This is a genomic window from Stenotrophomonas sepilia, assembly GCF_003244875.1.
Classification (GTDB): domain Bacteria; phylum Pseudomonadota; class Gammaproteobacteria; order Xanthomonadales; family Xanthomonadaceae; genus Stenotrophomonas; species Stenotrophomonas sepilia.
Map to the genome: position 1 here is coordinate 1 of NZ_LXXZ01000080.1, position 12,157 is coordinate 12,157.

Genomic DNA, 12,157 nt, shown 5'->3' on the forward strand with positions numbered 1-12,157 from the left:
CCCCGCCACCTCCCCTGCGTGGGTGGGGGGCTGGGGCCGGGCTGCCCCCCGGCCCCCGCAGATGCATAAGCCAGGGCAACATCAAAAGCTGGCTATCCGTGGGATGGCGGGGTGGGTCCGGTTGCGGGGGACGCTGCAAGTACGTCCATGTAAGCTCGGTCGCGCCATCCATGGCGCTCACGCCCCCGCAACCGGACCCACCCCGCCTTCGACAGCTTGCTGCGATCTGTCGGGACGGCATTCTGTGTTGCTGTTGGTGGGTGTCGACCTTGGTCGACACGGCAGATCCACGCCATGCGTGGATGGATATCCGGTTCATCTGTGCCTCACGCGGAGGGCTGATGAAGGTTCATGCTATGAGGCCACGCAACGCACAGGACATCGCATTCCCCATGGCACGGACCCGGGTCGGCATCATCTTCGGGGGCAAGTCTTCCGAGCACGAAGTTTCACTGCAGTCGGCGAAGAACATCCTCGATGCGCTCGATCGCGAGCGCTTCGAGCCGGTGCTGGTCGGCATCGACAAGCAGGGGCAGTGGCACCTGAGCCAGCCGGAGACGTTCCTGATCAATGCCGAAGATCCCTCGCGCATCGCGCTGCATCGCTCCGGCACGTCGCTGGTGGTGCGCCCGGGCGCCGAGCAGGGGCAGCTGCAGCCGTGCGATGCGGCCTACGCGCTCGGCCAGGTCGATGTGGTGCTGCCGATCGTGCACGGGCCGCTGGGCGAGGACGGCGCGCTGCAGGGCCTGCTGCGCATGGCCAACCTGCCCTTCGTCGGTTCGCCGGTACTGGGCTCGGCAGCGGCGATGGACAAGGACGTGACCAAGCGCCTGCTGCGCGACGCCGGGCTGCAGGTGGCGCCGTGGCTGTGCATCCGCCGCCACCAGGTGGCGGAAGTGGATGTCGATGCGGTGATCGCCCGGCTTGGCCTGCCGCTGTTCGTGAAGCCGGCCAACCAAGGCTCATCGGTAGGCGTGAGCAAGGTCAAGGATGCGGCGGGCTTTGCCGGAGCGCTGGCATTGGCGCTGCGCTACGACCACAAAGTGCTGGTGGAATCGGCGGTGATCGGCCGCGAGATCGAGTGCGCGGTGCTGGGCAACGAACATCCGCAGGCCAGCCTGTGCGGCGAGGTGGTGGTGCACGACGAGTTCTATGCTTACGACACCAAGTACATCAACGCCGATGGTGCCGAGGTGGTGGTACCCGCGGATATCGATGCTGCAACCCAGGCGCGGATCCAGCAGACCGCTCTGCGGGCCTACCAGGCGCTGGAGTGTGCCGGCATGGCGCGCGTGGATGTGTTCCTCACCGCGGGCGGCGACATCATCATCAACGAGGTCAACACGCTGCCCGGCTTCACCCGCATCAGCATGTACCCGAAGCTGTGGGGTGCCAGCGGCGTGGACTACACCACGCTGATCACCCGCCTGATCGAGCTGGCGCTGGAGCGCCATGAAGCCGATCGCGAACTGCAGAGCGCTGTATAGCGTTGTTATCGCCCGCAGAGTCGAGCATGGCTCGACTCTGCGGAAAGCGATACCGGCCAGCGGCCGGCACTACCAGCTAGCCTCGCTTGCGGAACATCGAGATCACCGCAAGGATCAGGAACACCACGAACAGGATCCAGGCGATGTTCGTTGCGGCGCCGGCAATTCCGGAGAAACCCAGAACGGCGGCGATGATGGCGATGACAAAGAAGATGATGGCGTAGTGCAGCATGGCGCTCCTCGCGGGTGGTCGAGCCTTGGATGGCGTGGGTCCATCCTCCCGATCCTGCGGTGTGCAACCAGTGATGGCGATCTATGCAGCAGATGAAGCCTTCAGCCTGCGCAGCCCTTCTTCGATGCTGACCTGCGGCACGTAGCCGAAGTCACGGCGCGCCGGTTCCATGCTGTACCAGTGCGGCGTGCACAGCTGCTCGGCCAGGAAGCGGGTCAGCGGCGGCTCGCCGCGCAGGCGCAGCAGCGGCCACAGCCGCTCGCAGACGGCGCCGATGCAGTAGGCGGTCTTGAAGCTGATCGCCTTGTCCACGGATGGCGCACCCACCGCAGCCAACAGCTTGTTCACCAGCTCGCGCATCGGCAACGGCTCGCCGTTGGAGATGAAGTAGGCCTTGCCCGCACACGCAGCGCCCGGTGCCAGGGCGTCAAAGGCGAGGAAGTGCGCCAGCGCGGCGTTGTCGATGTAGGTGGTATCGACCTTGTTGTTGCCATCGCCGACCAGGCGCAGGCGTCCCTGCCGCGCACGCTCGGCGAGCCTGGGCACCAGCTGCTGGTCACCGGGGCCCCAGATCAGCCGCGGGCGCAGTGCCACCGTCGCCAGCGACGCATCGTTGGCGGCCAGCACGCGCTGTTCGGCGATTGCCTTGGTGGCCGCATACGGCGCCTGGAAATCTTCACCGTACGGCACCTCGTCAGCCCCGAGGCCTTCCACCGGGTGCGTGGCACGATGGGTCACGCTGGGCGTGGAGGTGTAGACCAGCCGGTTGATGCCATGCACGCGGCAGGCCGCGAGGACGTTGTCGGTGCCGACCACGTTGGCCTGGTGGTAGCTGTCATAGCTGCCCCATGCGCCGGCCTTGGCGCCGTTGTGGAACACCGCATCGACGCCGGCCACCGCATGCAGCACCGCCTGCGCATCGGCCAGATCACCGCGGATCTGGCCCACGCCCATCGCCTGCAGTTCCGTGTAATGACTGCGGTTGAACGCCAGCACCTGGTGGCCACGCTCGACCAGCCCGCGGCACAGCGCCCGCCCAAGGAAACCACCGCCACCGGTGACCAGGATCTTCATGCGCGCTTCTCCAGTTCGGCGCTGGCCCAGACGGCGAGCTTTTCGCGGCCGATCTTGGCGTTGTGACGGATATCGACGGGGAACGCCGGATGCACCAGGAAGTGCTGCAGGCCGGCCTCTGGCAGGCGGGCGGCCGCGTGCGCACGCAGCGCTTCCTGCAGCGCCGGGCTGTCGGACCGGCCGCGCTGCAGTTCCACGCACAGCACCGGCACCTGCGCGCCGGCGGCGCCGACGCCGACCAGTGCCGTGCGCGCCACGCCGGCCACGGTGTTGAACACCGGCTCGACCTGCTCGGTGTACAGCGGCCCGCGCGCGGTTTCCACGCGCTGGGTCTTGCGCCCGCAGAACCACAGGCGGCCCTGCACATCGAAATAACCGACGTCGCCCATGCGATGCACCACGCGGGTGCTGCCATCGACCAGCGTCTCGCGGATCTTCGCCGCCGCGGTGGCCTGCGGGCGGTTGAAGTAGCTGTCGGTGGCGGTCGGCCCGGCCACGGTGATTTCCCCCACTTCCCCCACCCCCAGCACCCGCGCCTGTGACCAGTCCGGCAGCGGTGCGTCGTCGATGGCGATGATGCGCACCTCGTTGGGGGCCACCACGTTGCCCACGCAGGTGCCGGCACCGGCCTCGGTCGCCGCGCGGGTGCGCTCCAGTTCGCGGCCTTCGACCACCGCCACCGGCAGGCACTCGGTGGCGCCATAGGGAGTCCAGAACTGCGCATCGGCCGGCAGCAGGCTGCGGATGGTGGCGACCACGTCCGGCGGCACCGGTGCCCCGGCCGAGGTCACCCGGGTCACCGTCGGCAGTGGCCGCCCGTGCCGGGCCAGCACCCGCATCAGCGCTGGCGAGCCGAACAGCTGGGTCACGCCGAAGCGCTGGATGGCATCGTGCAGGCGTCCCGGGTCGGCCTGCGCCGGCCGCGTCGGGTCCATGTCCGGGATCACCGAAGTCAGGCCCAACGCCGGATCGAACAGCGCGAACGGTGGGAAGGTCGGCAGGTCCACCCCACCCGCTTCCATGCCGAAGGCACTGCCCAGCAACTGGATCTGGCCGACGAAGTGGCGGTGGCGGTAGACCACGCCCTTGGGCACGCCGGTGGAGCCGCTGGTGAACAGGATCGCCGCCATGTCCTCGCCATCGGTGTCGGCCAGCATCGGCCCAGCGCTGGCGCCAGCGCGCTCCAGCGCGGCCAGCGTGGTGCCGCCCCAGCCGAGGCGGCGGCCGACCGTCACCAGCCGGGTGGCCGACGGCGCCCAGCGCAGCACCAGCCGCGCCACATGCGCCAGCGGAATGCCGATGAAGGCCTGCGGCTGCGCCTCGTCCAGGCACTGCTTCAGCGCGCGCCGGTCGATGCCCGGATCGACCAGCACCGGCACTGCGCCCAGCTTGAACAGCGCGAACATCAGCAGGAAGAACTCCGGAGAAGGCCGCACCATCACCACCGTGCGCACGCCACGGCCGATCCCGTAGCCGGCCAGGCCGGCGGCCATGGCATCACTGCGGGCGTCCAGCTGACGGTAATCGAGGGTGACATCGTAGGCGGCCATGCCGTTGCCGGCGCCGCGGCGGCCGGGGCAGCGGATGGCGATCTGGTCGGGGCGTTCACGCGCCAGTTCAGGCAGCCGTGCGGCGATATTGCAGGGTCGGTTCATCCGTTCATTGTCGCCGCTTACGGAATTTCTTGCGCGGCGGCCCACTTCGTGGAAAATCCGCTCCCTCGTTCCTGATTCCGACTGCCGCCCGAGGCGGCTTGCCCATGCAACATCCCTGCATGACCTGCGGCGCCTGCTGCACCCAGTACCGCGTGGCCTTCCACTGGATGGAATCGGACGAGGTCACCCCCGGCGGCGTGCCGCATCAGCTCACCGAGGTGCTGGATCCGCACCGCCTGTGCATGCGCGGCACCCATTCCAAGCCGGTGCGCTGCGTCGCGCTGGATGCGCAGATCGGCGTGTATTCACGCTGCACCATCCACCCCAATCGGCCCAGCGTGTGCCGTGAGGTGGATGCATCGTGGGAATACGGCAAGGCCAGCCCGCAGTGCGACAAGGCGCGCATTGCCTATGGCCTGGATCCGCTGACGCCGGCCGACTGGCGCTGGCGCGATGACGCCGACAATGACGACGATCACCCGGACGACAACGGCAACAGCCCGTCCTCACCGCCGCAGGCACCGGTCGCCGCGTAATCCGGTGTGCCGACCAACGGTCGGCACCCACCCATACCTTCCGCTTGTGGGTGCCGACCGTTGGTCGGCACACCGATCAGATCGGGTTGGCGTCCAGGAACGCGCGGATCTCCGGTACCAGCACTTCGTGCTTGTCTTCCAGCACATAGTGGCCGGCGTCCTCGAAGGCATGCACCTGGGCCTGCGGCAGTGCGGCCTGGAAACCCTTCAGGAAATGATGGTCGAACACGAAGTCACGCAGGCCCCAGCCGAGGAAGGCCGGGCGGTCGGCGAACGAGGGCAGTGCCTTGCCGGCACTCTCCAGCAGCGACCAGGCCTTGTCAGCCGGCGACAGCGGGATGTCCTGCATGAAGCGGATGGTGCTGATGCGGTTGGCCCAGCTGTTGTACGGCGACACGTAGGCGCGGCGCACATCGGCCGGCATCCTGCGCTCCACGCCAAGCCAAGAGGCCCCGGACGAGAACGCGTTGAAGCTGCGGATGATCCACTCGCCGATCTTCCAGTGGCGACCCAGCGCGATCTGCCACGGCATCTTCTTCGCCGCCGGCATCGGGAACGCGGCGGTGTTGAGCACCACCAGGCGCTTCACCTGCTCGTGGTGCGACAGCGACCAGCCGAACCCGATCATGCCGCCCCAGTCGTGCACGGCCAGGGTCACCGGGCCGGTGATGCCCAGGTGCTTCAGCAGCGCATCAAGATCGTCCACGCGCGACTGCAGCGTGTACTCATAGCGGCTGTCGTCCGGCTTGTCCGACAGGCCCATGCCGATGTGGTCCGGCACGATGCAGCGGTAGGTGTCCGACAGGCCGGCCACCAGCGTGCGCCAGTAATAGCTCCACGACGGGTTGCCGTGCACCATCACCACCACCTCGCCATCGCGCGGGCCCTCGTCGAGATAGTTCATCGACAGGCCGGGGCGGACCTCGAAGCGCTGCGGGTGGGCGGGGTAACCGGGAAGATCGCGCATGCGGAGCACCTAAGGAGAGTCGCGGCGCAATGTAGAGCCGAGCCGTTGCTCGGCTGCTCTCCGGTCCGCTGCGGAAGAGCCGCGCTGCGCGCGTGAGCCGAGCATGGCTCGGCTCTACAGGAGGTCGGGCAACGGGCTGCTTACCAGACCACTTCAGCCATCGAGCAGTTCAGGCCCGAGCCAATACCCAGAAGCGCGATGCGATCGCCCTTCTTCAGCTTGCCCAGCTGCTTGAGCTTGCTCAGCACGATCGGCACCGAGGCCGGGCCGATGTTGCCGTGCTCGCCGAAGATGGTCATGACCTTCTTCGGGTCGATGCCGAAGTTCTTGATGAACGCGGCGGTGTGCGGCTGGCTGACCTGGTGGATCACGAACTGGTCCAGCTCCTCCACGGCCCAGCCGAGTGCGATCTTGGCGGCGCTGAAGGTCTTCTGCGCCAGCTTGATGCCTTCGATCAGCAACAGGCGGGTGTCGGTGACCATGCGGTCCAGGTTGCCCAGGCACAGCTGGTTCCACTCGGTGGCCGAGCGGGTCACGCCGCCCTTGTAGCGCGGCGCGTCCGGCACCAGCTCCGCGCGCGCCATCACCATCGCGGCGGCGCCCGACCCGGTGGTCAGCGCGGCCAGCTCGTTGCGGAAGTCGTCGGCGGTGACGTCCGGGGCGGTCATGCGCTCCAGGGTCTTCTCGTACACCAGGTTGGCGGTCTCGCCGTCCACCACCAGCGCGTAGTCGATATCACCGCGCTCGATCATGCGCGCCGCGATGTCCATGCCGTTGATGAAGGCCAGGCAGGCATTGGCGACGTCGAAGGTCATGCATTCGTCGCTGACACCGAGGTTGCCCGACACGATCGAGGCCGTGGACGGCTCCAGGTAGTCGCGGCTGACCGAGGTGTTGACCAGCAGGCCGACCTGGGTCGCGGTGATGCCCGCGTCTTCCAGTGCCTTGCGGCCGGCCATGGTGGCGGCGTCCGACGCCAGCACGCCGTTGTCCCACAGGCGGCGGGCGTGGATGCCGGCGATGTCGCCGAGCACATCGGTGCGGATACCCAGGCGATCCAACGTCGGCTGCAGGCGTTCGTTGATTTCCTTGGTCGTCAGCGTATGCGGTGCGTCGACGTGTGCCAGGCCGGCGATCGAGACATTCTTGAAGAGCATCGAGGTTAGCGCCAAGGCTCAGGCAAAAGGGGGCGCTATTCTATAACCCCCGGGCTTTCACCGCATCTTTACGAATTCAGCCTCGGCCGTATGGTGAAGCGTTCAGCGCGGCGGGCACTGGAACGCGGCGAAGCGCTGGCTGCCATCGGCGGGGGCCGCAGCGGCCTGGACGGCATTGGCACCGGCGCTCGGGGCCTCGTTGCGGGCCAGGGTTTCCAGCTCTTCCTGCACCCGCAGCGGGTTGCGGTTGTAGAAGCCGACCTTGCTCTTCACGGTGACCACCACCTCGCCCTTGGCGATGCAGCCGGCCGGAACCGGCCCTGCCGGCAGCACGCGGGTTGCCTTGCCGGCCGGTTCGATCGGCACCCAGGTACAGGCGGTGACGGTGAGCAGCAGGGAGGAAAGCAGCAGAACGCGCATGGGCAGATCCTGGAAGGGTATGGGGGGATTCTGCCTGAACAGCCTGAATCGGGGGTAGCCGGGGCTCTGACCCCGGATGCATGACGGGGTTGCCGGCCAGCGGCCGGCACTACCTGGGGAGGCCTGCCCGCCAGGGCGGGCAGGCACATCCCTTATTTCTTGACCGGGTTGCCTTCGGCGTCGATCACCGTCACCTCGCCCAGGTTCAGCGCGCGCACGGCCGCTTCGGTCTGCTTGAGGTCACCCACCACCACCCAGGTCAGGGCCTGCGGCTTGATCTCGGCGGCGGCCTGCTGCACCTGCGCCGGGGTCATCGCCTCGATCTCGGCCTTGCGCCGCAGCACATAGTCGTCCGGGCGCTTGAACTGCACGATCGAACCGATGGTCGACGCCACCGCACTGGCGGTCTCGTAGGCACCGGGCAGGCTCAGGGTCTGGATGTTGCGGATGCGGTTGACCTCGGCAGCGGTGGCCGGCTTGCTGCCATCGGCGAACGCGGCGATTTCCTTGCGCATTTCCGCCAGTGCCGGGCCGGTCTTGTCGATCTGCACCGGCGCGCTGGCCATCCACGGGCGCTGGCCCACCGAATTGACCGCGCTGCTGCGCGCACCGTACGACCAGTGCTTGTCCTCGCGCAGGTTCATGTTCAGGCGCGAGGTGAAGTCGCCGCCGATCACGCCGTTGGCGATGTCGAAGCGGGTCGAGCTGGTGGCGCTGGAAGGTGCCACCACCTGGCCGGCAAACAGGTTGGCCTGTACCGCGCCCGGCTGGTCGATCAGGAACACGCGCGGGCCCTTCGGCAGCGCAACGTCGGTGGCCGCCTTCACCTGCGGGGCCTCGCCACTGGCCTTCCAGTCGCCCAGCTGCTTGTCCAGCAGCGGCACGATCTCGGCCAGGGTGGTGTCGCCGACCACGATCAGGGTGCCGTTCTGCGGGCGCAGCCAGTCGTGGTGGAAGTCGACCAGGTCCTCGCGGGTCAGGCCGTTGATCGCCGCCTCGTCACCGCTACCGGTGAACGGAATGGCATACGGGTGGCCCTTGCCGTACAGCAGCGGGGGCAGCACGCGCATCGCCACCGCACCCGGGTTGACCTTCTCCTGCTGGATGCCCGCGATCCAGCTCGCCTTGACCCGGTCGATCTCGCCCTGCTCGAAGCGCGGCTCGCGCAGCAGGTCGCGGTACAGCGCCAGCGACGGCACCAGGTTTTCCTTCAGCGCCGACAGGTCCACGCTCATCGAGTCCAGGCCGGCCGAGGCATCCAGGCTGGCGCCCAGCGCATCCGCGGCGTCGGCGAAGGCCAGCGAGCCCAGCTTGCCGGCGCCTTCGGTCATCAGGCTCATGGTGAAGTTGGCGGTGCCCGGCTTGCGGCCCTGGTCGGCACTGAAGCCGCCCGGGAACTGGTAGCTGAACTGCACCACCGGAATCTCGTGGCGCTCGGCCAGGATCACCTGGGTACCGTTCTTCAGCGTCGCGCGCTGCAGCGCCGGGAACTTCAGCTGCGGGAACTCGCGGGTCTGCGGCACGCCGGCCTTGCGGTCGACCTGCTCGGGCAGGGTGCTGTACTTCGGGTCCACCGCCGGCACGGTGAACGGCTTCGGCGCCTGGCTCGGGTCTTCCTTCAGCGCCACGCGCTCACCCGGTGCGATCACCAGGGTGTGGCTGCCCTTGTCCAGCCACTGCGCGCCGAGCCGGCTCAGATCAGCAGCACTGGCCTTCTCGATGTTGGCCAGCGAGGTACGGAAGCAGCCCGGGTCGCCGGTGAACACCGCACATTCTGCAAGGGCGTCGGCCTTGCCGCCGAAGCCACCGATGCGCTCGATGCCGCGGATGAAGCCGGCGCGGGCACCGGTCTTGGCACGCTCCAGTTCGGCCGCGGTCGGGCCCTGCTTGATCAGCCGGTCCAGTTCCTCGTCGATGATCTTCTCGACCTTGGCCGGGTCCTGGCCCTGCTTGACCGTCGCCATGATCACGAAGTTCGAGCCCAACTGCGAGGTCGACAGGCCCGACGCGATGCTGTCCACCAGCTTGTCCTGGTGCTGCAGGCGCTGGCTCAGGCGCGAAGACTTCGCACCGCCCAGCACCTGCGCAAACAACTGCAGCTGATCGACCTCGGTGGTGCCGACCTGCGGCACGTTCCAGGCGCGGTAGATGCGCGCCTGCGGCACCTTGTCGGTCATCGTCTCGCGCGTGTCGGCACTGCGCTTGGCCACGTTCACCGCCGGCTGCGCCATGGTCGGGCCGGCCGGGATGCTGCCGAAGTACCTGGCGACCTTTTCCTTGGCGGTGGCCAGGTCGATGTCGCCAGCCAGCACCAGCACCGCGTTGTTCGGGCCGTACCAGGTACGGAACCAGGTCTTCACGTCATCCAGCGACGCCGCGTTCAGATCGTTCATCGACCCGATCACGCCGTGGTGGTACGGGTGGCCCACCGGGTACAGCGCCTTGTTGAGCTGGTCCCAGGCCTGGCCGTAGGGCTGGTTCTCGCCCTGGCGCTTCTCGTTCTGCACCACGCCACGCTGCTCGTCCAGCGCGGCCTGGTCGATCGCACCGACCAGATGGCCCATGCGGTCCGATTCCATCCACAGCGCCATGTCCAGCGCGGTGGTCGGCACGTTTTCGAAATAGTTGGTGCGATCGGTGTTGGTGGTGCCGTTCTGGTTGGTGGCACCCACCTGCTTGAACGGTTCGAAGAATTCGCCGTCGTGGTTTTCGCTGCCCTGGAACATCAGGTGTTCGAACAGGTGCGCGAAGCCGGTACGGCCAGCCGGCTCGTCCTTGCTGCCCACGTGGTACCAGACGTTGACCGCAACGATCGGCGCCTTGCGATCGGTATGCACGATCACGCGCAGGCCGTTGGGCAGGGTGAACTGCTCGTACGGGATATCGACCTTGGCCGGTGCGGCCGGCTTGGCCGCCAGCGCATGGGAAGGCACAAGCGTGCCCAGGGCGGTGCTGAGGGCGACAGCCAGCAGTGCAGCGCGCGGGCGAAGGGCGAGAGACATATCCGGATCCTTGGTCACGAAGGTGAACCCCGATCCTAGCCTGCGCGCGCGGCGGCCGGAATCGGTCGCCAGTCACTGGGGGTGTTTGCCCAGATGACCATCCAGCCCGACGCCCAGGGGCGCTCTTGAAACGTCACAGACGCCGGCTGAAGGCGTCCGGACAGTGTCCGCGGCTTATCGAATGGACAGGTGTCCGCCCACCGGACACTTTCGGGACCACATAAAAGCCTTGCAAATCAACAACTAAAAGTTGGCACGCGGATTGCTTGGTACTTCCTGCGCCAGGAAGGGCTTCAGACAAAAGCTGACTGAAGACTGAACAAATGCAGGAAATAGAAAATTTCTCTTGCATGCCCAGAATTGGTGTACTACCTTACTACCACACCACTGCTCACCAACACTAAACAGGCCCCGTCATGAACGCCAAGACCATTGCCATCGCCATCGCCCTGATCGCCGGCACCGCGGTTGTTTCGTCGGTGCAGGCCTCCGAATCCATCAAGACCCTGTCCACCGTGCAGGTTCGCCCGGCCGCCGACCAGCTGGCCCAGCAGGCCTGGGAACAGGCCAGCGGCATCCCGACCCTGGCCACCGTGGAAGTGCGCCCGAGCGCCGACCAGCTGGCCGAGCGCAACGGCTACGTCGCCGCCCCGGTCGCCGCCGCGATGCCGATCACCACGCTGGCCTCGGTGGAAGTGCGCCCGAGCCTGGAACAGCGCGTCGCCCTGGCCGCCGAACTGGAAGCCCAGCGCTACGCCGCGACCCTGGCTGCCGCCGCCACCAACGTCGCCAACTCGGTCATCGTCAACCTGCCGGCCCTGCAGGTGCGTCCGAGCGCCGCCGACCTGCAGGCCCTGGCCACCGAAACCGCCCAGGTCCTGCTGCGCCCGTAACCGGTGCCGCCCTGCCCCGCGCAGGGCGTGCGCCGTAAAGGCGGCGGTCGTCGCAGGTACACTGCGCCGATGAATGCCGCGCCCCAGTTCCACGTGATCCTGTTCCAACCGGAAATCCCGCCCAACACGGGCAATGTGATCCGGCTCTGTGCCAACACCGGCGCGCAGCTGCACCTGGTCGAGCCGCTTGGCTTCGCACTGGAAGACAAGCAGCTCAAGCGCGCCGGGCTGGACTACCACGAGTACTCGCGCCTGCAGGTGCACCCCGACCTGGACACCGCGCTGGCGCGGATCGCACCGAATCGGTTGTTCGCACTCAGTACCCGCGCCAGCGTGCGCTACGACAGCGTGGCCTTTGAAGAGGGCGATGCGTTTCTGTTCGGCCCGGAAAGCCGTGGCCTGCCGCAGGACGTGCTCGATGCACTGCCGGATGGCCGCCGCCTGCGCCTGCCGATGCGGCCGGACAACCGCAGCCTCAATCTTTCCAACACCGTTGCGGTGGTGATGTACGAGGCGTGGCGGCAGCATGGGTTTGCCGGTGGCGCGTAGCGCCACGCGTCTCTCTTCTGCCTGATTGTTGCTGTGGCGGGCGCATGCGTTCATGGGCGTTACTTTTCTTTCCGCGCGGAAAGAAAAGTAACCAAAAGAAACGCGCCGCCGTCTGCGAGCTGGTGCTGCGCACCGGTAACCTGAGCTCCTCGGCCCGCCGGGGGGACGGCGCGGAACTCCCCGCG

11 protein-coding genes are annotated in these 12,157 nt (G+C 67.5%); 4 read left to right on the plus strand and 7 right to left on the minus strand.

All coding sequences use genetic code 11. The features are described from left to right. Positions 1-392: 392 nt before the first annotated feature. Entirely contained in the window at positions 393-1,487 is a 1,095-nt protein-coding gene (ddlA, locus tag A7X97_RS16435; protein WP_088496712.1) for a D-alanine--D-alanine ligase, read from the plus strand. 76 nt (positions 1,488-1,563) lie between these two features. On the opposite strand, the gene A7X97_RS16440 is transcribed toward ddlA, so the two are convergent. The 3 genes from A7X97_RS16440 to oleC form a co-directional block, all read right to left on the minus strand. Further along, positions 1,564-1,719 (minus strand): DUF1328 domain-containing protein, encoded by a 156-nt coding sequence (locus tag A7X97_RS16440; protein WP_005407633.1) that lies wholly within the window; start codon positions 1,717-1,719, stop codon positions 1,564-1,566. 81 nt (positions 1,720-1,800) lie between these two features. Next, on the minus strand, positions 1,801-2,793 hold the full coding sequence (oleD, locus tag A7X97_RS16445) for a 2-alkyl-3-oxoalkanoate reductase (protein ID WP_111008187.1): 993 nt from the start codon (positions 2,791-2,793) through the stop codon (positions 1,801-1,803). After that, the gene (gene oleC / locus A7X97_RS16450) at positions 2,790-4,448 is read right to left on the minus strand and encodes an olefin beta-lactone synthetase (protein WP_088496703.1); all 1,659 of its coding nucleotides are present in this window, start codon (positions 4,446-4,448) and stop codon (positions 2,790-2,792) included. The genes oleD and oleC overlap by 4 nt, the downstream gene beginning before the upstream one ends. A gap of 104 nt (positions 4,449-4,552) precedes the next feature. On the opposite strand from oleC, the gene A7X97_RS16455 reads away from it, so the two are divergent. Further along, positions 4,553-4,984, plus strand: a complete 432-nt coding sequence (locus A7X97_RS16455; protein ID WP_005407630.1) for a YkgJ family cysteine cluster protein — start codon at positions 4,553-4,555, stop codon at positions 4,982-4,984. A gap of 76 nt (positions 4,985-5,060) precedes the next feature. Here the strand turns inward: A7X97_RS16455 and A7X97_RS16460 are convergent, their stop codons facing one another. The 4 genes from A7X97_RS16460 to A7X97_RS16475 form a co-directional block, all read right to left on the minus strand. Further along, on the minus strand, positions 5,061-5,951 hold the full coding sequence (locus A7X97_RS16460) for an alpha/beta fold hydrolase (protein ID WP_088496702.1): 891 nt from the start codon (positions 5,949-5,951) through the stop codon (positions 5,061-5,063). 140 nt (positions 5,952-6,091) lie between these two features. Beyond that, positions 6,092-7,108 carry a 3-oxoacyl-ACP synthase III gene (locus A7X97_RS16465; RefSeq protein WP_005420782.1) on the minus strand — a complete coding sequence of 339 codons (1,017 nt, stop codon included), beginning with the start codon at positions 7,106-7,108 and terminating at the stop codon, positions 6,092-6,094. Positions 7,109-7,210: 102 nt separating this feature from the next. After that, positions 7,211-7,528 (minus strand): DUF4156 domain-containing protein, encoded by a 318-nt coding sequence (locus A7X97_RS16470; protein WP_005407628.1) that lies wholly within the window; start codon positions 7,526-7,528, stop codon positions 7,211-7,213. A 152-nt stretch (positions 7,529-7,680) separates the two neighbouring features. After that, positions 7,681-10,530: a M16 family metallopeptidase gene (locus tag A7X97_RS16475; RefSeq protein WP_088496701.1), complete on the minus strand. Its 2,850-nt coding sequence runs from the start codon at positions 10,528-10,530 to the stop codon at positions 7,681-7,683. Between the two features lie 416 nt (positions 10,531-10,946). Here A7X97_RS16475 and A7X97_RS16480 point away from each other — a divergent pair, with 416 nt between their 5' ends. Together A7X97_RS16480 and A7X97_RS16485 are read left to right on the plus strand one after the other, a co-directional pair. Beyond that, a complete protein-coding gene (locus A7X97_RS16480) occupies positions 10,947-11,423 on the plus strand; it encodes an XAC0231 family protein (RefSeq protein ID WP_014035556.1) in 477 nt (158 codons plus the stop codon). Between the two features lie 69 nt (positions 11,424-11,492). Continuing rightward, a complete protein-coding gene (locus tag A7X97_RS16485; RefSeq protein ID WP_061479351.1) occupies positions 11,493-11,972 on the plus strand; it encodes a tRNA (cytidine(34)-2'-O)-methyltransferase in 480 nt (159 codons plus the stop codon). The last annotated feature ends 185 nt before the right edge of the window (positions 11,973-12,157 follow it).

Excerpts from the sequence above, each read along its gene's own strand:
- ddlA (WP_088496712.1), top strand. The coding sequence starts at position 393 with ATGGCACGGACCCGGGTCGGCATCATCTTCGGGGGCAAGTCTTCCGAG.
- A7X97_RS16440 (WP_005407633.1), bottom strand. The coding sequence starts at position 1,719 with ATGCTGCACTACGCCATCATCTTCTTTGTCATCGCCATCATCGCCGCC.
- oleD (WP_111008187.1), bottom strand. The coding sequence starts at position 2,793 with ATGAAGATCCTGGTCACCGGTGGCGGTGGTTTCCTTGGGCGGGCGCTG.
- oleC (WP_088496703.1), bottom strand. The coding sequence starts at position 4,448 with ATGAACCGACCCTGCAATATCGCCGCACGGCTGCCTGAACTGGCGCGT.
- A7X97_RS16455 (WP_005407630.1), top strand. The coding sequence starts at position 4,553 with ATGCAACATCCCTGCATGACCTGCGGCGCCTGCTGCACCCAGTACCGC.
- A7X97_RS16460 (WP_088496702.1), bottom strand. The coding sequence starts at position 5,951 with ATGCGCGATCTTCCCGGTTACCCCGCCCACCCGCAGCGCTTCGAGGTC.
- A7X97_RS16465 (WP_005420782.1), bottom strand. The coding sequence starts at position 7,108 with ATGCTCTTCAAGAATGTCTCGATCGCCGGCCTGGCACACGTCGACGCA.
- A7X97_RS16470 (WP_005407628.1), bottom strand. The coding sequence starts at position 7,528 with ATGCGCGTTCTGCTGCTTTCCTCCCTGCTGCTCACCGTCACCGCCTGT.
- A7X97_RS16475 (WP_088496701.1), bottom strand. The coding sequence starts at position 10,530 with ATGTCTCTCGCCCTTCGCCCGCGCGCTGCACTGCTGGCTGTCGCCCTC.
- A7X97_RS16480 (WP_014035556.1), top strand. The coding sequence starts at position 10,947 with ATGAACGCCAAGACCATTGCCATCGCCATCGCCCTGATCGCCGGCACC.
- A7X97_RS16485 (WP_061479351.1), top strand. The coding sequence starts at position 11,493 with ATGAATGCCGCGCCCCAGTTCCACGTGATCCTGTTCCAACCGGAAATC.